The sequence below is a fragment of the Fibrobacter sp. UWP2 genome (assembly GCF_900141705.1).
Taxonomy (GTDB): domain Bacteria; phylum Fibrobacterota; class Fibrobacteria; order Fibrobacterales; family Fibrobacteraceae; genus Fibrobacter.
On record NZ_FQYM01000010.1, the window covers coordinates 62,758 to 83,844 of the forward strand.

The window sequence follows — 21,087 nt, forward strand, 5'->3', positions numbered from 1 at the left end:
GTCCGGAGGCTTTGTTGGGTGTACGGGTTGTTAGTTGTTAAACTCGTTTATTATTAGAAGAGGGAGCAGGTGGCGCCTTCTTCGTAATAGTAATTGGTTATTCCCATGCCATCGTCAGGGCAAGTAGCGGTAGCGCCAGAGGGGCAGCTGGAGACGGATTCGGTCTTAACGCCTGTGCTGGAGCCGCCGCAGAGAAGGTCTACCGTAGAGGCATCGCCGTCGATGCACATCTGGCTACCGTCTTCGTATTTGAAGAGGCAGGCGTCGCCACCCGAAGATTCGTCGTCGCTGCAAGCGGTGAATGCGGCTGCCATGGCAATGATAGAGATAAGAGAGAGAGTTTTTTCATGAGGTGTATTCCTTTGTCTGTGATTGATAACTCAAAGTTAAGTTCTCTTTTTTTAAGTGGGTAGATGCAAGAAGTGACTATTTTCTTATTTTAAACAGAAAATATGAACAAATTCATGTTTTTTCGAGCTATATGAAACGATGTGTTTCATATGGTATTTTGGGGTCTTTTTTGGGACGGTTCAATAAATGCATCCAAAAACCGGTGAAAAAGGGTGCCGATGACGGCTCTGGGTCGTTAGGGTGCCCCCTCTTATTAACTATATTTGGTGCGCTATGGCTCTTTGCATAGAAAACGATCAACTGGAAACGGTCCAGCGTATTTTGAGTCTTCACTTCGAGGGCTTGGAAGTTTGGGCCTTTGGCGCCCGCGTGACGGGCGTGGACCTGACTCCCGAAACCGAGTTGGAACTGGTGGTGCTCACCCAAAGCCCCATCTCTTTTGAAGACATGGTTGCGGTCGAGAAGGCTTTTGTAGAGAGCGGGCTTCCATTCCGTGTCGATGTGATGGACTGGGTCAAGCTCCCCGAAACGATGCAAAAACAAATCAAGAAAGAACACGACGTGGTGCAGGCCGCTGCCGAAGAATAATTGAATATGAAACGTCTTTTACCCCTTCTCGTTGCAACCCTCCTTTCTACACCGCTCTTTGCCCAGGACGAAGTGGCGCAGGCAAAAGCCTTAATCCGCGACGGCAAGTGCGCTGACGCCATTGCCCCGCTGCAAAAGCTCTCCAAGGCGAAGTTCAAGACCCATGCGGGCGCCCAAGCCTCCGTGATGCTCACGGAATGCTACCTGCGCGAACACAAGCGCGACGAGGCCCTCTCGCTCTCGTCTAAGTTCCTGGAATATCACGTTTCTTCGGAATACCGTGAACGTATGGAACTGGCGCACGCCATTTTGTTGGTCGAGAAGGGTTCCGTTTATGAGGGCGTCGAGGCGATGCTCCGCATTTTGGCCTACACCAAGAATCCGGCGGCACGCAGCCGCACCAAGGAAGTGGCCGTACAAACACTGGCCGCGAGCCTCATGACGGCCGACCAGTTGCAGGCCTTGCTCGAAAAGTACCCGGTCGACAAGGACGTTGTGGGTTGGATGCAGCTCCAGGTGGGCCGCGAAAGCCAAAATGCAAGGCGCTACAAGGCCGCCCGCTATTGGTACAAGAAGGTTTTGAAGGGCGGCGTTGCCGAGAACCTCTCGAAGACCGCCGAAAAGGGCCTGGAATCCCTCGAGGACCAGGGCGCCGGCATGCCGACGGTTTTGGTGTTGGCGCCGCTCTCGGGTGACTTTGCCGAATTTGGCGCCGCCGCCATCCAGGGCGTGCTCTTGGCGCAGGAACAGGCGGGCCTCACCAAAAAAGTGAACGTGCGCATTGCCGATACCCGTGCCGACGCAGCGCAGGCCCTGATGCGCACGCAGCAGGCCATCAACCAAGACAGCATTATCGCAGTGATTGGCCCCATCATGAGCGCCCCGGCGGCGACCGTGGCCGCTTGGCTCGGCAGCAACTTCCAGAACATCCCGATGCTCACCCCGACGGCCACCGACGACGGCATCGCCAAGATGGGCCCGAACATTTTCCAGGTGAACATCACCATGGACAACCTGGCGCAGAGCATTGCCGACTTTGCCACCAAGTGCTTGAACATCCGCGAGTTCGCCATCATGAGCCCGCTGGGCGATTACGGCTCCTCGATGACCACGAGCTTTACGCGTGCCGTGGAGCGTCGCGGCGGCAACATCGTGGCGTTCCGCAACTACGAAGAGGGCCGCCCCGACTACAAGACCGAATTTGACCTGCTGCGCGATGTGCGCTTTAAGCAGGAAAACCGCCGCAGGAACATTGCCCGCGGCGCTAGCGACCTCGATGCTGTGAGCCCCAAGGAACGCCGTTTCTACATGAGCGATTCCACGTTCAACATCCCGGGCATCTTTATCCCGGCGACGAACCCGGGCGATGCCGGCGCCATGGTGAGCCAGGTGGCGTTCAACAAGATTTCGGGCGTGATGCTCGGTGCCTCCGGCTGGTACGGCCGCGAACTTTTGATTCGCGGTAAGCGCCTGGTCGACAGCTCGTTCTTTAGCGTGCCCGCCCTCGACATGAACGGCAACGCCGAGGCCTTTGACAAGTTCTCCAAGGCCTTCCAGGAACGCTGGGGTGCCGAACCGGGTGAAGATAAAGTAAGCGGCCTCAGCTATGACGCCGCAAACATCGTGTTCACGACGCTTGCCAAAAAGCCCGAGAGCCTGACCAACGCGTTAAACAACGCCGATGAGTTCAAGGGCGTTTATGGCGACATCAAGTTCAAACGCGGCGCCAACGTCAACACCAAGATTGTGACGGTGCAAAAGGGCAAGTTCGAGACGATGGACGGGTGCAAAATCCCGAGTGTCGAAGCCAAGTCTAAGGAAGGCGACTCCAAAAAGTAACTAGCCGACGTCGGCGAAGTCCTCGTCGTCCATGTCAACGCATGGGCCAATGATGGCCGCCGCCACAAATTCGGGGGAGTCCCCGTTGCGGTAATAAACGCCCAAACGGTCGTCGTCGAGGACGTCTTCGAGGTTCACTCCGCTGGTGGCATTGAGGATTTCACGGAGGCGACTCTTGAAAGTCTGAAACCCCGTGTGGATCAGGTAAAAAGAAAGCGTGGATGTTTTATGGAGCAGTTTCATAATTGACCTCCAAGGTGAATCCTTTAAACACATTATACTTTTTGCCCCTTTTGCAAGGCAAGTGATAAAAATCATACCCCATTTTTGAAACTTCCGGAATGCTTGCAATCCCGCGCCGTTATTGGGCTCACGAACGTTTTGTGATGAATGTGTAACTTGTTGAGGGTCAATAATTTGAACGTCTGGTTTGAGTCAAATTTTGGCACTGGGCGATGTTGGCGTCCTTTTATTCCATTTTGGATTATCAAAAGCCCCTTGTTTTTGTATCTTTGACCATCATGCTGTGTCGTTTTTTGTTGATATCGCTTATGCTGTCGGGTTTCGCCTTTGCCGAAAACCTCACGCTTGCGCTGCCCGATTCGCTTTCGCAACTCGTTTCGAAGGCGACCGCCCAGACGATGGCGCTCAAGTATGGCGACGCGATGGCGACGGCAAAAACGTTGCGGAGCCATAACGAGGGGGCGGGTTGCGTTCTCGAGAACATTGTGCGCATTAGCATTTACGATGACCTCGGCGATACGGCCGCCCTGTTTACCGCGGGCAAGCAGTTGGAAAAATGCAAGTCTGAGGGCATGTGGGACGCGCTTCGCAAGTTCGAATTGGGTTACGTACAAAGTGAAACGGGGCACTCCGTGTCGGGAGCGCTCAAAACGCGATCTGCCGCCAAGATGTTCGAGGATTCCAAGGACCAGGAGGCCCGCGCCTTTTACGCCATTTATGCCTACTATGTGGACAAGAGTTTTAGCTGGGTGCCGTTTAAGTCGGACCACCGCGAAGAGTACCTGGCGGTGCTCGACAGTGCCTCCAAAAAATCAACTCGCTTTTGGCCCCTTTTTTTGACGCCGTTAATTTGGATGCACTACGACAAGGAGGACTTCAATACAGGTCTTAAACTTGCCGAGCGCGGGCTTGCCAAGGCGCCCAACCACCCGGTGATGCTCCAGATCAAGGCCGACATGCTTTACCGCCTCAAGCGTTACGATGAGGCCGCCGATATTTACGAGAAGAGCGCAGCCGATTATATGAAGCGCAAGGGCGCGTCCATTCGTTACTGGTGCTCGGTGCTGAACCTCATTCGCATTTACCATGACGCCGGCAAAAAGGACAAGGCCGCCGAACAGCGCGCCAAGCTGGACGACCCCAAGTACAGGGCCATCGAGAGCTGGATGCCCGGTTCCTTGATGGATGATCTCAAAAAACGTAAACTATTGTAATTTTTGAAGAACCCTAAATTTTTTTAGGAACAATCCTGGGCAAAAATCCGTTTTAAGGAATAGACACCTTAAAAACGGAGTTTATATGCCTACTAAAAAAGTCCTTCGCATCGCCTTCTTTATAGACGGCTTCACCTTAAAGAAGGTGAACGAATATTACCGCCAGTTCCACCCTTACCACACGCGCTTGAACTTTCGCGGGCTCAAGAGCTGGACGCGCCGCGAAGCCGTAAAGCTGTTCGCGCAAGAGCGTAGCGGCGTGGTTATGGAGTGCCACTACTATCATCCGTACCGGAAGTCCAAATACAGGAGAGGGAACGGGATTGTGGGCTTTGAGCGCGAGCTGCGCCATGTGGGCTTCAACATCCACTATGCCGAGACGGCGACTCTGGGGCGTCATACGCCGAACATCGGCCTCATGGACGACGCCATGATGTTTGCCTCTTACGGGCATTTTGACGTGGCTGTGCTGCTCAGTACGCAGGCGCAGTATTCGCCTTTCCCCGAGATGCTCCGCTGCTGCGGGGTGCGCACGCTGGTGCTGGGCTGGAACTTTGCCTACCCCAAGGACGACCGCTGGATTTGCTGGAAGACGGACGAGGGATTGCGGGAAAAATGCGACTACTACGTGGCCATGGAGCAGGTGGCGAACGCCCACCCGCCGGTGGACCCGGGCGAGGTAGGGCTCTTTGAAAAAGCGCCAACGGGATTTAGGCAAACGGCCTAGAGGCAACAAAAAAACGGCTTGCACCTGGCAAGCCGTCTTTGTTAAAAACGCTTGGATTAAAGCTTGTCGTCCTGCTTCTTTTGCCAGTCGCTGCGGAAGATCCAGGTAAGGCGGAGGCCAATGAACCATGTGTCGCCCACATTGTCCGTGTCGTACATGTTGTAGGCGGTTTCGAGCCTGTTGCCTTCGACGTTGAGTTCGTTGTAGCGCACGTAACGGTAGCCGCCGTAGGCGCCAATGCCGATCGGGCCGAATTCAAGACGGAGTTCCAGTTCTGCGTTGACCGAGGAGGCCATGGTGCTGTAGTAGCGGTCGCGGAGAGTGGCGTAGGTACCCGGTTTATCAATGCTTTCTATGTCGAAGCTGGAGGCAAAGTGGAAGTTGATGAGGTTGAAGCCGATACCGACGGCGGGAATCAGGTTGATGATGGTGTTCTCGCCAAAGAGCTTCCAACCGAACATCCAGTCGGCGCCGTAGGTGAACCAGCGGACATCGTACAGCGGGAACTTTTGGGTGTCGGAACCGTCCTCGGAGACGGTGGCGTAGGTTGCGCTCGGACGCTTCGAAGTCTGGGTAGGCATGAAGTTGATATCGAACCAGGTCAGGAACTGCTTGTACTGGGCACCCATGTTGACGTGCAGGCCAATGAAGTAGTCTTCGAACTTGGAGTACTTGAGGGTGCCAACGTAATCCTGCTCGACCGAGTCCCCTGCGGGGGTGGACCTGTGGGCACCGTTAACGAAAGCGGTCTGGTTCACATATTTTTGGAATTCACTGAACATGCCGCGGTAGTCGCCGCCAATGGAAATGAATCCGCGAACGTGGTCTTTTTCGTAAAAACCGTTGTCGCTCTCGGCGGAGGCGCTCGTTGCAAATGTGAGGACGCATGCCAATGCGGCCAAGAAAGCTATTTTTGTCTTCATACAAGACTCCCAATAAGGAAATTCCGATGTATAAAATACATTATCTTTGGGAAATGTGCAGGGGAAAAATTCATAAGATGTTAAAAATCAACAGTTTACGAACATTTTTGCGCCCGTTCCTGGGGTCCAGGTTGGGGCTGTTTTGCGTTTTGGCGGCGCTTTTGTGTGTGCCGGCATGTTTTTTGGGTGCTTGTGGCTCGGGTGAGGAAACTCCCTCGTGTAGTGACGACGGGCAGTTCAAGGCAGTCCAGTATAGCAAGCTTTTTCGTTTGGGGACGGCATGCGGCAAGCCCGCCGCCCAGATCATGTCGATTGTGGGTGGGGATACTCTGGTCAAGGAGATTGTGTTTGAGAAGCCCGTCAAGCGGGCGGTGGTGCTCTCGTCGGCTCAAATTGGCTACATGGCAAGGCTCGGAGCTGCGGACCGCATTGTGGGTGTGGGCGAGGGCAAGTACGTGGTCGACAGCAGCCTGTACGGCAAGGTCGCCGAGGTGGGGAACGGTCCTGCGCTTTCGCTCGAGAAGGTGGCGGACCTCAAGCCCGACATGGTGATGACCTTTGCGACCGGCGGCGGCAAAGACGATTACGAACACCTGCAAAAATTGGGACTCCCGCTGATCCTTACCTCGGAGTGGCAAGAACAGAACCCGCTTGCCAAGGCAGAGTGGATTAAGTTGTTCGGAATGATGCTCGACGAAGGGGACGGGGCGATGGTGCGCCGTGCGGACTCGATTTTTAAGGCAGAGACGGTTCATTACGCCAAGACTTATATACGCCGCGCTCCACCAAAAAAGAAAAAGCGTCCGCGTGTTTTGGCCGGGATGGCCTATGGTGGCGTGTGGTACGCACCCGGGGGCAAAAGTTTTACCGCGACCCTAATCCAAGATGCGGGAGGCCTTTACCTGTGGGCAGGTGACACGACCCGCGAGTTGCGCCTGTCGCTCGAGGAGGTGCTTGCCCTTGCCGACAGTGCCGACGTGTGGGTGAATCCGGGAATGTTCTCGAAGCCCGACGAAATATTGGCTGCGGAGCCGCGTGTCGCGAACATCAAGGCGTTCAGGGAAAAACGCGTGTGCCAAAATGACGGGATTAAGGGCCCTGGCGACGGCAACGATTTTTACGAGGGGGCTGTGGCTCGACCTGCTGAGCTGTTGGAAAACATGAACCGGTGCTTGTATCAGGAGATAGGGGCTGATAATGGTGTCAATTCGCCAAAGCCCGCTTACAAATGGTATAGAAATATTTATAATTTCTAACATTATGAAAGCTCCTACTGGAATTGGTGATTGGATTGCCTCGACTTATGAATCTAGAGTGCCTTTTTTGCAACAGGTGCCTAGGGATTGTGCCGACTTTTTACTGTTGAATGCGCAGATTCGCGAGTACGATGCCGGCGAAGTGATTATTCAAGGTGGTGTCGAGGGCGACTGTTTTTGCGTGATGCAGAGTGGTCGTGCCCGCGTGTGCGGTCAGTTTTTGCCCGACGGTCATTACAATGTGCTCGCCTACATCGAGAGCGGCGCTTGCTTTGCCGAGATGTCCATTCTTTGTAACGAGCTCACCAGCAATACTATCATTGCCGACGACGAAGGCTGCACGGTGTTGCAGATCCCGAAGGCCGAGTTCGTGAAGTTCCTCGACAAGAACCCGAACATCATGGTGTACCTGTACAAGGTGGTTGCCGACAACCTTCGCGTGAAGAACCAGGCGTTTGACGAATTCCAGCGTCTCTCCCTTTTGGCGAGCGGCAAGGTGCTTCCGTTTATCGATTTTGCCCAGACAATGGAAAAGAGCCGCATCACCGGTACCGTGGTTTGTGAATCTCACGGCGAACGCGGTTTTGTGGCATTCCGTGAAGGCCGTATCTGCTGTGCCAAGTGTGGCAAACTGGCAGGTCCGGATGCCCTCGAGAAGATTCTCTCGTGGGGCGACGACTCGCTGTTCAAGTTGGACACCCACTTGATGCCCGAGGTGGTGAACATCAACCAGCAGGCCGATACGACGAGCCTCATCTTGGATGCTCTCAGAAATATTGATGAAAAACAAGGCGCCCAGAAAAAATAGGGCTCAACAATGTGCCGCACAATAAGCGGCAAAGGAAAAAAGATGAATTACGCAGACGCAGGAGTGTCCTTGGCCCGTGCCGACGAAGCAATGGTCGGTGTCAAGAAATCCGTACGTACCACCTTTAACGCAGGCGTCCTCGGCGACGTCGGCAATTTTGGCGGCCTCTTTACGCTGAATCACCTGGGCATGAAGGACCCCGTCCTCGTGAGCTCCGTGGATGGCGTGGGCACCAAGCTCAAGGTCGATATCGAAATGGGCACCCACGAACTGCCGGGCCAGGACATCGTGAACCACTGCTGTGACGACATCCTGGTGCAGGGCGCACGTCCGCTGTTCTTCTTGGACTACGTGGCTACCGGACGCCTGGAACCGGGCGTTATGGACAAGCTGGTTGCCGGTATGGCCAAGGCTTGCCGCGAAAACGACCTCGTTTTGATCGGTGGCGAAACGGCTGAAATGCCGGGCTTCTACGGTCCGGGCGACTACGATATTTCGGGCACCATCGTCGGCGTGGTGGAACGCGAAAACATCATCGACGGTAAGAAGATTAAGCCGGGTACCATCATCCTCGGTCTCCCTTCTACAGGTCTTCACACGAACGGCTATTCGCTTGCTCGTAAAGTGTTGTTCGATGTGGCGGGCTACAAGGTCGATACGCTGGTCGATGGCATGGACAAGACTATTGGCGAAGCGCTCGCGACGCCGCACAGGAGCTACTACCCGAGCCTCATCGACCTCTGCAACAAGAAGATTATCCAGGGCCTCGCCCACATCACGGGTTCGGGCTACCAGGGTAACATCCCGCGTATTCTCCCGGACAATGTGGACGTGATTATCGACCGCACCACGTGGGACCCGCCGATGATCTTCAAGCTCATCCAGCAGGCTGGCTCCGTGGAGAAGGACGAGATGTACAATACCTTCAACATGGGCATGGGCATGCTCGTGTTCATTGACCCCGCCGACAAGGCCGAAGTCGTTGCTCACCTCGAAGCCAAGGGCGAGAAGTGGGTGCAGATCGGCGAAGTCGTCGCCGGCACCAAGCAGGTGAAGTTCAGGGACTAATGAGGGCCGCTACGCGGCAATTACTAGTAACTCAAAAAAGGCTTCCACGTTAGTGGAGCTTTTTTTTGCATAAAAAACGTGAGTTGCAACACGCGCGGGCACGATTTGTGAACACTTCGATGTTCCAATTATCTTTTTTTCGTGCGGTTGAGGATACATAAATTTATTTTTAGGGTTAGATGAAATACAAGGAGACTTATGAAGAACAGGCTTTTTAAGGTTATGTTGGCTATGGGCGCCGTGGCGATGATTTGTGCCTGCGGTGACGATTCCGGTTCGGGCAGCGACACTCCCGCGACGAATTCCGTGGATAGCGGTAGCCAGCCCAACAGTCCCTGTGCCGGATACATGGTGTTCAAGGACGGTTGGATTTTCGATCTGGGCATCGGCGAATACTGGGTTATCGACCAGGCGACTTCGCAGACGGGTGCCGGTTCTATTTACGACAAGGATGGCAAGGTCGTCGAGGGATTATACTTCACTTTGTCGGAAGACGGAGTTGGCCATATCATGGATGCCGAGGGCCCGTATGTCGACGTCAACATGTCGGCACAGATTTTCTGTAATAAGAATGCGTCGATCGACCCGAATACCGGCGAAGTCGTCAAGAGCAGCGAGTCTGCTGCTCCGCAGTCCAGCGCCGCTGTTCCCGGTTCGAGTGCTGCTGTTAATCCAAACTCGAGCGGTGCGGTGAATCCCGGTTCGTCGACGAATCCGACCGACCCGACATCGAGTGCCGCAGTGAATCCGGGTTCCAGCGGCTCGGTAGTTCCGGGCTCTAGCGCCGACGTGGTTCCCGAGAGTTCCAGCAGCAAGGATCCGGACCTTGACGAGAACGGTTTCCCGACTCTTGAATCTTACGGCGATCCTCCGGCTGAATACACCAAGGATATTCTGAGCAACGGAAAGACGGGCTGGAGCAGCCGCTACTGGGATGCTTGCAAGCCGCACTGCTCCATTCGTGAAAATGTAGATGCTTCATCGGAAGAAGCATATATTGCCGGCAGAATGACTGCAAGGAACTGCAATGTGCATGATGTGGAAATTCCAACATTTGTTCTTTCAAGTAATGTAAGCATATACTATTTAGGTTATGAAGGTACACCGAGCGCATGTACGAAAGGTGATGCAACGGGTTCGTTCACATGTACGGACATGGCCCCGATTCAGGTGACAGAAAATCTTTCTTATGGTTACGTTGCGGCTCCGGGCGCGCAGTTCGGCGGTGGTTGCGGCAAGTGTTTCCACTTGCAGTTCAACGGCGGCAACCACGCGAATGACGTGAAGGAAACCCACAAGGCACTCAAGGGCAAGCACATGATTGTGATGGCTTCCAACATCGGTTACGATGTGGAAGCGGGCCAGTACGACATGCTTGTGCCGGGCGGTGGCGTGGGTGCGTTCAACGCGCTCTCTACCCAGATTGGCGTGCCTGCTAGCGGCCTCGGTGCAAATAGTGGCGGATTCCTTACGGAATGTCAGAGCAGCCTCGGTTGGGACAACACCGTGGAAGCCTACCAGCAGTGCGTCATCAAGAAGTGTGACGAAGTGTTCAAGGATTGGCCGAACCTGTTGCGCGGTTGCCACTGGTTTGCCGAATGGTATATGGCCGCAGACAACCCGACCTACAACTGGGAAGAAGTGGAATGCCCGCAATACTTGATAGATCATTATACAACGACTATTAACACATCGAAGGAAAATAACTATAAGCAGCAGGCCGATTGGTCCACGTACAAGAAGGGCGATGCTTTGGACACGCTCCATTGTTGGAGGGACGGCGTTAATCCGCGTGATCCCAATGGCGGTCCTGGTTGTGACCCGTAACGAGGTGCTATGAAACGTAAACTGTTCAAGTCGATGCTTGCGGCCAGTGCGGTCGCCATGGTTTGCGCTTGCGGCGACGACTCTACTTTGGACAAGGCCACCGATCCGGTGGGCAATAACCCGGGTACGGGTGTGGTTGATAACCCGATTAGTTCGTCCGAGGCAACGCCTGCTTCGAGCAATGCGGTTCCGGGTTCCAGTGGTTCCGTGAATCCCGGCTCGAGCGGTACGGTGAATCCCGGTTCTTCGGCGAATCCGAACGACCCGACTTCTAGCGCCGCGGTGATGCTTTCAAGCGGCTCGGTGATTCCGGGCTCCAGTGCCGACGTGGTTCCCGAAATTTCCAGCAGCTCCGTGAATACGGAACCGGAACTCGACGAGAAAGGATTCCCGACTATTGACTCTTACGGCCCGCCTCCGGCCGAATATACCAAGGACATTAGCGCCACGGCCCCGCGCGGCTGGAATACCCGCTACTGGGACGCCTGCAAGCCGCACTGCTCCTGGTATGCGGAAAGCGAGAACGATAAGACTCGTGCAAGCATGTCTTCCAATGAGGCCTATCTTTCCACCTTTGGCACTGCACGTAACTGCAACATCCATGATGTGGAAGTCCCGACCTTTACCTTGGGCAACGTATCGAAGTCCTGGTTCGGTTACGAAGGCACGAACAGCGCTTGCACCAAGGTCAAGGAAAAAGGCGTGTTTACCTGCACGGATATGGCGCCGATTGCCGTGAACGATACACTTTCTTATGCATACGTTGCGGGCACTGCCGATAGCAAGTGCGGCAAGTGCTATCACTTGCAGTACGATGGCCACTTCGCGAACGAGATGGAAAACAACCCGCCCAAGGCGACCCATAAGGCACTTAAGGGTAAGCACCTGGTGGTGATGGCCTCCAATATCGGTGGGGATGTCGCTGGGGGTAACGACAAATTGCCTGCTGGCCAGTTCGACTTGATGGTGCCGGGTGGCGGCGTGGGCGCCTTCGATGCGCTCTCTACTCAGGTGAACAAGGGCGCTGGCTTTAACTGGGGTGCTGGTTTTGGCGGGTTCCTTACGGAATGCCAGAAAAACACCAACTGCGGCACCGAGGGCTCCCTGGATTGTTACCAGACCTGCGTTAAGGATATGTGCGATGCTGCTTTCGCTGACGCCGGGCTCCCGAACCTCTTGCGCGGTTGCCACTGGTTTGCCGACTGGTACATGGCTGCCGACAATCCGACCTACTACATCGAAGAAGTGGAATGCCCGCAGTACTTGATCGATCATTACTCGAGCCGAATCAACACCACTAACGAAACCAACATCAAGAAACTGGAAGACTGGTCAACGGTCAAGGAAGGCGACGTGCTCGACACGCTCCATTGCTGGAAGGCGGGCGAGGCTCCCCCGGAAGAGGGCTGGGTAAATCCGAGCGCCGGTTGCGATGTGAAATAATCTGCTTTAAGCTTGTACGAAAGCCCCGCGAAAGTTCGCGAGGCTTTTTCTATATATTTGGGGCGTGAAGTTCCTGAAGTCAATCATATGCATTTTACTTGCATTCTCGCTTGTCGGGTGCGCCGTGAGCAGGAACCCGAATCCCGTGGTTCGTTATGCTGTGAATACGGGAACGTCGCTCGCGGTTCCCGGGATGGTCGTGTTCGTCGCGGCCGGTGCAGCTTCGTCGGACAAGGATGAGGACGATATGACGGAGCAGGAGCAGCAGTTCGAGGAAGACCTTGGAAAGACGGTCTGGATTGGTGTAGGCGTCGCGGCCGTGGGTTTCGTGGCGGGCGCCGTGGTTGGCGGGACCGTTGGCTTTATCAAGTGGACGTATAACGGATTTAAAGACGATGACATGACGGAATATTCTACGGAAATTCCGGAGTCGGCTATGCCCCCGAAAGACGAAGCCCACATGAAACCCGATACGGTTAACATCGATATGAGTAAATGATTATCTTGCGAGGTGCAGTTTGCGGAGAACTTTTCCGAGCAATTCGTTCAAGATATCCTTTGCATCTTTGCTGCCGAGGTAGCGCTGGATAATCAGCGTGAGCGTAAACAGCCCGATGCCCGCGGCGCAGGCGTATACAATCAGCACGACAAGGCTTGCGTTGCGCACGAACTCGCCAGAAACGTGGTCGAGCCCGATGGCTACTGCAATCATGATTCCGAAGGCGACGAGCGCACGGAACATGTTGAGAAGCGCTTCCTTCATGCCGTCGGTGCCGTTCTTCTTCGCCCACATGAATATCATCGAGAGCACTTGCAGGATGGCGCCCGTGGCACCGATGATGGGTACGCTCTTGATGCCGAGACCCACTTCGGGGGCGCCGAGCACGATGTACGCGGGAATAGTCGCGGCGAAGATGCCGGTGTTGAGGAGCGTGGGCACCCACATGCGTTCGCAGGCGTAGAAGCTGCGTACGAGCACCGCCTGCAGGCAGAGCCCAAGGCTTACGGGCAAATACCAGCGGAGTATTTCGGAAATGGCTTCGGTAGTCTCGCGCTGGAAGGCGCCGCGCTCGAAGAGGATGCGCACGGCGGGGAAGCTCAGCGCCCACACGGTGATGACCGCCGGAATCAAGATGCAGAACATGCGCGAGAGGCTCTTCCAGATTTTCTGGTTGAGGCTTACGAAGTTGCCTTCTTTTACGAGGCGCGCCATGTCGGGGTAGCTCGTGACGCTTACGGAGAACCCGAAGACCGCCACCAGCGTGTACATCACGCGGTAGGCGTAGTTGAGGCTCGAGATACCGCCTGTACCGAAGTTCGCGCCGAAACTACGGATGATGAATTCCAGCCCGAACATGGAACCCACGCCAAGCGACATCGGGAGCATCATCTTGAAGTAGCGAACGATATCGGGATGGGTCGGCTGTACCAGCAGCTCGTAATGCACGCCGCCACGCCGTGCGCCGAAAATCTGGAGCGCGAAGAACCCGATGAAGGCGCCCACCGGCACGCCCCAGGCGAAGCCTTCGAGGCCGAAGTCCGTGCCGGTGTACTTACCGAGCGCGAGCCCGGCCGCACCGCCGCCGACAATCGCCACGTTGTAGATGAGGCCCGTGAGCGAGGGAATAAGGAACTGCTTGCGGGTGTGCTGCACGGCCACGAGGATACTTCCCACGAAGATGAACACCTGGCCGGGCAAGATGATGCGGCCATAGTACGTGGCGCGCTCGATAAGTTCCGGCGTGGCGCCGTCGACCGTCAACAGCTGCAAAAGTTCCTTCATCCAGATGAACGCGGGCACTACGAGAATCAAAAGCGCGATGCCGAACGTGTTCAGCACGTTGCTGAAGAACTTCCATCCGCCCTTCTCGTCGCCAGCCACCTTGTAGCCCGTGAAAATCGGGATGAAGATAATCGAGAGGAATCCTGTACTCACCACATGGTTCAGAATGTCCGGAATCATGAACGCGAGGTCTAGAGCGTTCTTTTCGAGCGAGACGCCCGCCGCATGCGCCAAAAGCATTTCACGGAAAATCCCGAGCACGCGGCTCAGGAGCATGGATACAGCAACGATGATGGCGGCTTTGTTCATGCCTAAAAAATACTTTATTTGCGTTTGCCGTTGTGGCGGGTATTGCGTTTGCCGCCACGAACATTGTATATTTTGAAGCATGAAGAAGATTATCGCCACGCTCCTCTTTGCGGCTGCCGCTACCCTGGCTGCCAACGTTCAGGTATTGGCCCCCACCGGCGCCGAGTTCTCTACAGACGCTCCGCAAATGGTGCAGTCCATTGTGCGGGCGGCGGTAAGCGCCACGGGCAATACTCCCGTGGAGGGCGCGGGCGATGTGCAGCTCCGCACCAACGTGATGACTATGGGCAGCTCGTTCGTGGTGGTTTGCGAACAAATTAAGGACGGTGCGGTTGTGGGCTCGGGCAAGCAAAAGTCCGAATCCATCGACAACTTGGACGTAGCCATTGAAGGCGCCGTGGCCGTGGCGCTTGCAAACCTCGCCGCAAGCGATGTGCCCCAGGGCTCTGCCGCCTATGCCCCGGCCTACGAGGCGTCTAATCCCGAGGTGGTGTATGTGGTGTCCGCGCAGTCGAGCGAAGACCCCAACGACAACTTTGCGCACAAGCGCCCCACCCGCAACTACGTGAGCTATGGCCTCGGCATGGCTGTTTGGCACAACTGGGAAGACAAGGTGGGTAACCCCAAGCTGGATTGGGACAAGGGTTTTGTGTTCCATTACGGGAGGATTTTCGAGGTAATCCCGCAAGCCGCCATCACCATCATCAACAATATGGATATCTCTTTTGGCGACGAATTCCAGTGGCACGAAACCTTCCTCATTGGCGGTCGGTTCTTTTTTAGCACCGGCGCGATTACGCCTTTTGTGGGGGCGGGCTTTGGCCTTGGATTGCAATGGGACGACCACTTTACCAACGACAACTATGTGTGCTATGGCCTTGCCGGTGGCGCTGAACTGGGCGTCATCTTTTTCCGCAATTCCGCCGTGCAGCTGGAACTGGGCGGCGCCTGGGACGCCCTGTGGAACCGCTTCAGAGGATTTGACCAGCGCTTTGGCGCCGGCAGCTTCTACATTGCGATTAACTACTAATCGCCAGTAGACGATTTTTATAGCTGAGTGGCTGGTATAAAGCCGACGGCTCCTAAGAAGGAACTTGCGAAATAACAATTCATAAAAATCCCCGCGCATTTTAATTTGCACGGGGAAATTTTTTTAAGGAGATCCTTCGACTTCGGCGCAGTACGCCTCCGCTCAGGATGTCACTCGTGATTAGTACCGATAGTGATCCGCCTTGTACGGGCCTTCGACCGGCACGCCGATGTAGTCGGCCTGGGCCTGCGTGAGGCGGGTGAGGTGGACGCCGAGTTTTTCGAGGTGGAGGCGTGCGACCTTTTCGTCGAGGATCTTCGGGAGCGTATAGACGACGCCGCTTTCGTACTTGATGCCGGCGACAGTCTGCTTGCCCTGTGCGTTGAGCCAGAGGTCGATCTGTGCGATGGTCTGGTTCGTGAAGCTTGCACTCATCACGAAGCTCGGGTGACCAGTGGCGCAGCCGAGGTTCAGCAAGCGGCCTTCGGCGAGCACGAGGATGCTGTGGCCGTCGGGGAAAATCCATTCGTCGTACTGCGGCTTGATTTCGTTACGCTTGATGCCCGGAATCTTCTTGAGGCCGGCCATGTCGATTTCATTGTCGAAGTGGCCGATGTTACCCACGATGGCGCGGTGCTTCATCTTGCTCATCTGGGCGGCGCTGATGATGCCGGTGTTGCCGGTGGTGGTCACGAAGATGTCGGCCATGCTCACGACTTCGTCGAGGGTCTTGACTTCGTAGCCTTCCATGGCGGCCTGGAGCGCGCAAATCGGGTCGATTTCGGTTATGATCACGCGGGCGCCCTGACCGCGCAGGGACTGTGCGCAACCCTTACCCACGTCGCCGTAGCCGCAAACCACAGCAGTCTTGCCTGCCATCATCACGTCGGTGGCGCGGTTGATGCCGTCGATGAGGGAGTGGCGGCAGCCGTAGAGGTTGTCGAACTTGGACTTGGTCACGGAATCGTTCACGTTGATTGCCGGGAACTTGAGGCGGCCTGCCTGGGCCATCTGGTAAAGGCGATGCACGCCGGTGGTGGTTTCTTCGGAAACGCCGCGGAGAGCTTCGCGAGCGCGGGTCCACTGCTTCGGGTCCTTCTCGAAAATCTTACGGCAGGTGGCGAGGAACACGCCCCATTCTTCGCTGTCGGTAGCGGGGTTGAATTCGGGCACCTTGCCGGCATCTTCGAATTCGGCGCCGCAGGTCACGAGCATGGTAGCGTCGCCACCGTCATCCACGATGAGGTCGGCGGTCTTGCCGTCGGGCCACACGAGGGCGCGGGCGGTGTTTTCCCAGTATTCTTCAAGCGTTTCGCCCTTCCAGGCGAACACGGGCACGCCCTGCGGATTTTCCACGGTGCCCTTCTTGCCGACCACGACGGCGGCGGCAGCGTTGTCCTGCGTGCTGAAGATGTTGCAGCTCACCCAGCGCACGTCGGCACCGAGGTCCACGAGCGTTTCAATCAAAATGGCGGTCTGCACGGTCATGTGGAGGCTACCCATGATGCGGGCGCCAGCGAGCGGCTTCTTGCCTGCATATTCTTTGCGGAGAGCCATGAGGCCCGGCATTTCGGTTTCGGCGAGGTCGAGTTCCTTGCGGCCTTCAATCGCAAGGTTGATATCCTTAATTTTGTATTCCATTTTGTCCTCTTGGGGCTGAGGGCATATAATTGCCCTGCGGTATAATGAGACAACCCATAGTTCTATGCATAAATATAGTTATTTGCATAGAACAAGTTGCTCTACAACCCCGAGAGTTCTTTTGCTTTGGCCTCAATCTGGTCGATGGCGGGTGCAAAATCGATGTTGCCGCCTTGGGCCGACGGGCTTTTGCTCGCGTTCAGGAGGATGTTCACGAATACGGAACCCGCGACCACCGCGTGCACGTGTTTGCAGAGCACCTTGGCTTGCTCGCCCGTGCGGATGCCGAACCCGCCCAAAATTTTGGAGCCGTGGCGGCCCACTGTGTCGAGGAAGTCGAGAGTGGATTGGTCGATGGTGGTCTCGGAGCCCGTGATGCCCGCTCGGAGTGCCGCGTAGATGTACGGGAACTTTTTGGCGGCCATGGCCTCTAATCGGTCCTTGGTCATGGATGGGGCTGCCACCGGGATGTTCACGAGGCCGTACTTTTCGCAAGCGGCGGTGAGGCCCTCGTCGCAATCGAAAGGCAGATCCGGGATGATGCAGCCGGAGATTCCCGCTTCCTTTGCGGTCTTCACGAAGTTCTCGACGCCAGGAGTGAAGGCTAGGCTTCCGTAGGTCATCACGTAGATGGGCACATCTGGATTTTGCTCGTGGATTTTCTTGATGGTTTCGAAACCCTTCTTGGTGGAGTAGCCGTTTTCGAGTGCGATGGTCGAAGCCGTCTGGATGGCGGGGCCGTCGGCGCTCGGGTCGCTGAAGGCAAGCTGGATTTCGAGGATGGAGGCGCCGCCCTTTACGAGGGCGTTTGCGACTTTGATGGAGGTCTCGCCGTCGGGGAATCCGGCAACCAGGTGAGACATTAAGCGGATAGGAGCGTTCATAATCATATGGGATGTTTAATGTGGAATGTGGGTTGAGGTTTGAGGTCGGGCCTTTGTCCCTTTGAGGTGCGAGGTGTGGAGTGTGAGATTACACACTACACATTCCTCACTGCACATTGCATTGTCTCCGCGTCGTGGATGTCTTGGTTGGCTTCGAGGCGCTTGAGTTCGGCACGGAGGAATTCCTTCCACTTTTCGGGACGGAACACGGGGCTCGTGATGAACACGTCCTTGTCGCCGCGGCCGCTCATGTTGATGACGAGCGCCTTGTCTTCCGGGAGTTCTTTTGCAATCTTCATGGCGGCGGCACCTGCGTGGGCGCTTTCGAGCGCAAACAAAATGCCTTCGTTTTTCGCGAAGAAGCTCACCGCTTCCAGGGCTTCCTTGTCGAGGATGCTCGTGAATTCTACGCGACCACTCTCGCCGAGGGCGGCCAACTGCGGGCCGATACCCATGTAGTCGAGGCCCGCCGAGATGGAGCGGGTAGGCATGGATTGCCCGTCTTCGTCGATGAGGAAGCGACTTTTGTAGCCCTGCACAATGCCTTCGCGGCTGGCGTTGCCTGTCATGCGGCTAGCATTTTCGCCCACGTTCGGGCCGATGCCGCCCGCTTCTGCACCAATCAGGCGCACGTTCGCATCGTTGATGAACGGCGTGAAGATGCCGATGGAATTGCTTCCGCCGCCGACGCATGCGACAACTGCAGCGATGTCGATGTTGCGTTCAGCAGCTTGGCGCTTGACTTCCTGCCCGATGATGGACTGGAAGGTGCGAACGATATCCGGGAACGGGGCTGGTCCGAGTGCGGATCCGAGCACGTAGTGTGTTGTTGCGAAGTTTGTGGCCCAGTCGCGCATGGCTTCGTTCACGGCATCCTTCAAAGTGCGGCTCCCGCTCGTGACCGGCACGACTTTTGCTCCGTAGAGTTCCATGGTCGCCACGTTCGGCTGCTGGCGACGCACGTCGACTTCACCCATGTACACGACGCATTCGAGACCGAGCTTGGCGCAGGCGGCTGCAGTGGCAAGGCCATGTTGACCTGCTCCCGTCTCCGCGATGATGCGGGTCTTGCCCATCTTCTTGGCGAGTAGGCACTGCCCGATGGCGTTGTTGATCTTGTGGGCGCCCGTGTTTGCAAGACCCTCGAGCTTGATGTAAATCTGAGCACCGCCCAAGAGCTTGGTTGCCGTGGGGGCGTAGTATAGCGGCGTCTCGCGGCCAATGTAGTCGCGCTGGATGACGCGCAATTCCTCGAGGAAATCCGGGTCATTCATGTACTTGCTGAATGCCGCTTCCAGGTCGTCTAGGGGGCGGCGGATGATTTCGGCAACATACTTGCCGCCGAACTTGTTAAAGAAACCGTTGTCAGATGTAGTGTTCATAAGAGGTTCATGGGTTGAGGGTAAAAAATTAAAGGCCTTCGGGAGTCCGAAAGCCTTTATCAAAACTATTTGTTGAAATCAGCGAAAACGGACTCTTACGTTAGAGAGCCCCACCACCACTGGTTGTTGTGAATTGCACTATTCAACATCATGGTCAAAATGTAGGAAGGCTCTAACGATTTGGCAAGGGGTGTGTTTATTTTTTTGCGAACAGTCTCCGTAGTTTTTCTGTGCTCTTGATTCCGGGCGTGTCTTCGACGCCGCTCGAAACGTCAACGAGTTCGGGTTGGAACTTCTCGCAAATTGCGGTGACATTCTCGGGCGTGATACCGCCCGCAAGCCATAGCGGGATGTCTCCCGCTTTTTCGTGCAGGAGCGATTCGGGGATAGTCTTGCCCGTACCGCCGGGAATGCCTTCGACTTTCGCATCTAGCATGACGCGCGGCTCTCCGTTCTTGCGGAGGCTGGCAACCTGCTCGAAGTCGGAGGCATCGCCTATGCGGGCCGCGCAGTAGTGGGCGAGGGTGGTGTCGGCGGCTGACGGCGCGGTTCCGTGGAACTGTACGGCATCGAGAACGCCTTCATGCGCGAGCCTGATGGCAGTTTGCCCTTCGGGAGAATTTGGGTCGGTAATGACGCCGACGAGGAGTGGGATGTTTTCGGGCGAGCGGTCCGCGCGAATTTTCGTGGCAAAACCGCGCACGAAGTTTTCGTTCGTGAGGCGCTTTGTGGTGCTGAATACGAAACCGAGCATGTCGGCGCCGAGTTCGGCAGCGAGCAAGCCATCTTCTTCACGGGTGATGCCGCAGATTTTTATGAGCGGACGGCTCGCGTGAGAGATGCGGAGGGCATCGCGACGTTCCGCAAACTTTTTCCAGAACCTGCCTTTTGCGTTTTCGCATCCGCTTTCGAAGGCGCTGACGACATCCTTCGCGAGTGGCGGGTTCTTCGCGACGGCTTCGCCCACCAGGATTCCCGTAAAGCCGAGGCTGCGCGCATAGTCGGCGTCGGCCGGCGTGTGGATGCCCGATTCAAAGACGGCCTTCGCCGGGAGCTTGCTGCGGACGCTTGCAGGGACCAGCGGGTCGGTGTGGAATGTGGCGAGGTCGCGCGAGTTGACGCCAGCGACAATCGTCTTTGCCGCGGCATTGCTAAGGGCTTCCGTCACGATTTTCAGTTTGCGGAAGTCGTCGGTTTCGCGGACTTCCACGAACGCCTGCATGTCAAAAGACTGCGCACGCTTTGCCATCTTCACGAGCTGTTCGTCGTCCAGGATGCGCGCAATCAAAAGAACGGCATCGGCGCCGCAACGGTAGGCGATATCGATTTCGTCTTCGTACAGCAAGAAGTCCTTGCGGAGAACGGCGCAGGTGTGTAGCCCCTGCTGACGGCGCTTTTCCATCAGGTCTGCAACCGCAATCAAGTCGCGGAGCGAGCCTTTGAAGAAATTGCTTTCGGTCAGCACCGAAACCGCCTGGGCATGCGCTTCGGCGTAAGTCGTCGCGAGCCCAACCGGGTCCAAGTCCGGAGCGATATCGCCCTTCGATGGCGATGCGCGCTTGACTTCCAGAATGGCTCCCGCATTACTGAGAAATTCCGTGTGGCCGACGCGGCGTTTTTCCGGAATATCGATGCCGAAATTCAGACCCAGCCGTTCGATGTCGGCCTTGCGCATGCGCACGATTTTTGAAAGAATATCTTCGCTCATGTTTCTGTACTTCAAAATGAAAGGTGATGCCCGCCTGCGCGGGCATGACATCCATTATTGTTC

At 55.9% G+C, this 21,087-nt stretch carries 19 protein-coding genes; 11 read left to right on the forward strand and 8 right to left on the reverse strand.

Going from position 1 to position 21,087, the window contains the following annotated elements:
• Positions 1 to 53 precede the first annotated feature (53 nt).
• Complete coding sequence (locus BUB55_RS06785) at positions 54 to 314, reverse strand: hypothetical protein (protein WP_073189373.1); 261 nt, start codon at positions 312 to 314, stop codon at positions 54 to 56.
• 310 nt (positions 315 to 624) lie between these two features.
• On the opposite strand from BUB55_RS06785, the gene BUB55_RS06790 reads away from it, so the two are divergent.
• Positions 625 to 939 carry a DNA polymerase III subunit beta gene (locus BUB55_RS06790; RefSeq protein ID WP_073189415.1) on the forward strand — a complete coding sequence of 105 codons (315 nt, stop codon included), beginning with the start codon at positions 625 to 627 and terminating at the stop codon, positions 937 to 939.
• A gap of 6 nt (positions 940 to 945) precedes the next feature.
• A complete protein-coding gene (locus tag BUB55_RS06795) occupies positions 946 to 2,778 on the forward strand; it encodes a penicillin-binding protein activator (RefSeq protein ID WP_073189417.1) in 1,833 nt (610 codons plus the stop codon).
• Here the strand turns inward: BUB55_RS06795 and BUB55_RS06800 are convergent, their stop codons facing one another.
• Positions 2,779 to 3,021, reverse strand: a complete 243-nt coding sequence (locus BUB55_RS06800; RefSeq protein ID WP_073189375.1) for a hypothetical protein — start codon at positions 3,019 to 3,021, stop codon at positions 2,779 to 2,781. It abuts the gene before it with no gap.
• Between the two features lie 278 nt (positions 3,022 to 3,299).
• On the opposite strand from BUB55_RS06800, the gene BUB55_RS06805 reads away from it, so the two are divergent.
• Together BUB55_RS06805 and BUB55_RS06810 are read left to right on the forward strand one after the other, a co-directional pair.
• Complete coding sequence (locus BUB55_RS06805; protein ID WP_234971833.1) at positions 3,300 to 4,235, forward strand: tetratricopeptide repeat protein; 936 nt, start codon at positions 3,300 to 3,302, stop codon at positions 4,233 to 4,235.
• 85 nt (positions 4,236 to 4,320) lie between these two features.
• A complete protein-coding gene (locus BUB55_RS06810) occupies positions 4,321 to 4,962 on the forward strand; it encodes an NYN domain-containing protein (RefSeq protein ID WP_073189377.1) in 642 nt (213 codons plus the stop codon).
• Positions 4,963 to 5,018: 56 nt separating this feature from the next.
• On the opposite strand, the gene BUB55_RS06815 is transcribed toward BUB55_RS06810, so the two are convergent.
• Complete coding sequence (locus BUB55_RS06815; protein ID WP_073189379.1) at positions 5,019 to 5,885, reverse strand: hypothetical protein; 867 nt, start codon at positions 5,883 to 5,885, stop codon at positions 5,019 to 5,021.
• A gap of 77 nt (positions 5,886 to 5,962) precedes the next feature.
• On the opposite strand from BUB55_RS06815, the gene BUB55_RS06820 reads away from it, so the two are divergent.
• From BUB55_RS06820 to BUB55_RS06845, 6 genes are all read left to right on the forward strand, one after another.
• Positions 5,963 to 7,141: an ABC transporter substrate-binding protein gene (locus BUB55_RS06820; protein WP_159431938.1), complete on the forward strand. Its 1,179-nt coding sequence runs from the start codon at positions 5,963 to 5,965 to the stop codon at positions 7,139 to 7,141.
• A gap of 4 nt (positions 7,142 to 7,145) precedes the next feature.
• On the forward strand, positions 7,146 to 7,949 hold the full coding sequence (locus BUB55_RS06825; RefSeq protein ID WP_073189382.1) for a cyclic nucleotide-binding domain-containing protein: 804 nt from the start codon (positions 7,146 to 7,148) through the stop codon (positions 7,947 to 7,949).
• 42 nt (positions 7,950 to 7,991) lie between these two features.
• The gene (gene purM / locus BUB55_RS06830; protein ID WP_073189420.1) at positions 7,992 to 9,017 is read left to right on the forward strand and encodes a phosphoribosylformylglycinamidine cyclo-ligase; all 1,026 of its coding nucleotides are present in this window, start codon (positions 7,992 to 7,994) and stop codon (positions 9,015 to 9,017) included.
• A gap of 198 nt (positions 9,018 to 9,215) precedes the next feature.
• Positions 9,216 to 10,844 carry a hypothetical protein gene (locus BUB55_RS06835; RefSeq protein ID WP_073189384.1) on the forward strand — a complete coding sequence of 543 codons (1,629 nt, stop codon included), beginning with the start codon at positions 9,216 to 9,218 and terminating at the stop codon, positions 10,842 to 10,844.
• A gap of 9 nt (positions 10,845 to 10,853) precedes the next feature.
• On the forward strand, positions 10,854 to 12,287 hold the full coding sequence (locus BUB55_RS06840; RefSeq protein WP_073189386.1) for a glycosyl hydrolase family 5: 1,434 nt from the start codon (positions 10,854 to 10,856) through the stop codon (positions 12,285 to 12,287).
• Between the two features lie 64 nt (positions 12,288 to 12,351).
• A complete protein-coding gene (locus BUB55_RS06845) occupies positions 12,352 to 12,786 on the forward strand; it encodes a hypothetical protein (RefSeq protein ID WP_073189388.1) in 435 nt (144 codons plus the stop codon).
• Here the strand turns inward: BUB55_RS06845 and murJ are convergent, their stop codons facing one another.
• Entirely contained in the window at positions 12,787 to 14,379 is a 1,593-nt protein-coding gene (murJ, locus tag BUB55_RS06850; RefSeq protein WP_073189390.1) for a murein biosynthesis integral membrane protein MurJ, read from the reverse strand.
• Between the two features lie 79 nt (positions 14,380 to 14,458).
• On the opposite strand from murJ, the gene BUB55_RS06855 reads away from it, so the two are divergent.
• A complete protein-coding gene (locus BUB55_RS06855; protein WP_073189392.1) occupies positions 14,459 to 15,409 on the forward strand; it encodes a hypothetical protein in 951 nt (316 codons plus the stop codon).
• Positions 15,410 to 15,589: 180 nt separating this feature from the next.
• On the opposite strand, the gene ahcY is transcribed toward BUB55_RS06855, so the two are convergent.
• The 4 genes from ahcY to BUB55_RS06875 form a co-directional block, all read right to left on the reverse strand.
• Positions 15,590 to 17,050 carry an adenosylhomocysteinase gene (gene ahcY, locus BUB55_RS06860; protein WP_073189393.1) on the reverse strand — a complete coding sequence of 487 codons (1,461 nt, stop codon included), beginning with the start codon at positions 17,048 to 17,050 and terminating at the stop codon, positions 15,590 to 15,592.
• A gap of 101 nt (positions 17,051 to 17,151) precedes the next feature.
• On the reverse strand, positions 17,152 to 17,940 hold the full coding sequence (gene trpA, locus BUB55_RS06865; RefSeq protein ID WP_234971834.1) for a tryptophan synthase subunit alpha: 789 nt from the start codon (positions 17,938 to 17,940) through the stop codon (positions 17,152 to 17,154).
• Positions 17,941 to 18,029: 89 nt separating this feature from the next.
• On the reverse strand, positions 18,030 to 19,316 hold the full coding sequence (gene trpB / locus BUB55_RS06870; protein ID WP_073189395.1) for a tryptophan synthase subunit beta: 1,287 nt from the start codon (positions 19,314 to 19,316) through the stop codon (positions 18,030 to 18,032).
• Positions 19,317 to 19,512: 196 nt separating this feature from the next.
• On the reverse strand, positions 19,513 to 21,024 hold the full coding sequence (locus BUB55_RS06875; protein ID WP_073189397.1) for a bifunctional indole-3-glycerol phosphate synthase/phosphoribosylanthranilate isomerase: 1,512 nt from the start codon (positions 21,022 to 21,024) through the stop codon (positions 19,513 to 19,515).
• Between the last annotated feature and the right edge of the window lie 63 nt (positions 21,025 to 21,087).

Coding starts and splice junctions, on each gene's coding strand:
- BUB55_RS06785 (WP_073189373.1), bottom strand. CDS start 314: ATGGCAGCCGCATTCACCGCTTGCAGCGACGACGAATCTTCGGGTGGC.
- BUB55_RS06790 (WP_073189415.1), top strand. CDS start 625: ATGGCTCTTTGCATAGAAAACGATCAACTGGAAACGGTCCAGCGTATT.
- BUB55_RS06795 (WP_073189417.1), top strand. CDS start 946: ATGAAACGTCTTTTACCCCTTCTCGTTGCAACCCTCCTTTCTACACCG.
- BUB55_RS06800 (WP_073189375.1), bottom strand. CDS start 3,021: ATGAAACTGCTCCATAAAACATCCACGCTTTCTTTTTACCTGATCCAC.
- BUB55_RS06805 (WP_234971833.1), top strand. CDS start 3,300: ATGCTGTGTCGTTTTTTGTTGATATCGCTTATGCTGTCGGGTTTCGCC.
- BUB55_RS06810 (WP_073189377.1), top strand. CDS start 4,321: ATGCCTACTAAAAAAGTCCTTCGCATCGCCTTCTTTATAGACGGCTTC.
- BUB55_RS06815 (WP_073189379.1), bottom strand. CDS start 5,885: ATGAAGACAAAAATAGCTTTCTTGGCCGCATTGGCATGCGTCCTCACA.
- BUB55_RS06820 (WP_159431938.1), top strand. CDS start 5,963: ATGTTAAAAATCAACAGTTTACGAACATTTTTGCGCCCGTTCCTGGGG.
- BUB55_RS06825 (WP_073189382.1), top strand. CDS start 7,146: ATGAAAGCTCCTACTGGAATTGGTGATTGGATTGCCTCGACTTATGAA.
- purM (WP_073189420.1), top strand. CDS start 7,992: ATGAATTACGCAGACGCAGGAGTGTCCTTGGCCCGTGCCGACGAAGCA.
- BUB55_RS06835 (WP_073189384.1), top strand. CDS start 9,216: ATGAAGAACAGGCTTTTTAAGGTTATGTTGGCTATGGGCGCCGTGGCG.
- BUB55_RS06840 (WP_073189386.1), top strand. CDS start 10,854: ATGAAACGTAAACTGTTCAAGTCGATGCTTGCGGCCAGTGCGGTCGCC.
- murJ (WP_073189390.1), bottom strand. CDS start 14,379: ATGAACAAAGCCGCCATCATCGTTGCTGTATCCATGCTCCTGAGCCGC.
- BUB55_RS06855 (WP_073189392.1), top strand. CDS start 14,459: ATGAAGAAGATTATCGCCACGCTCCTCTTTGCGGCTGCCGCTACCCTG.
- ahcY (WP_073189393.1), bottom strand. CDS start 17,050: ATGGAATACAAAATTAAGGATATCAACCTTGCGATTGAAGGCCGCAAG.
- trpA (WP_234971834.1), bottom strand. CDS start 17,940: ATGATTATGAACGCTCCTATCCGCTTAATGTCTCACCTGGTTGCCGGA.
- trpB (WP_073189395.1), bottom strand. CDS start 19,316: ATGAACACTACATCTGACAACGGTTTCTTTAACAAGTTCGGCGGCAAG.
- BUB55_RS06875 (WP_073189397.1), bottom strand. CDS start 21,024: ATGAGCGAAGATATTCTTTCAAAAATCGTGCGCATGCGCAAGGCCGAC.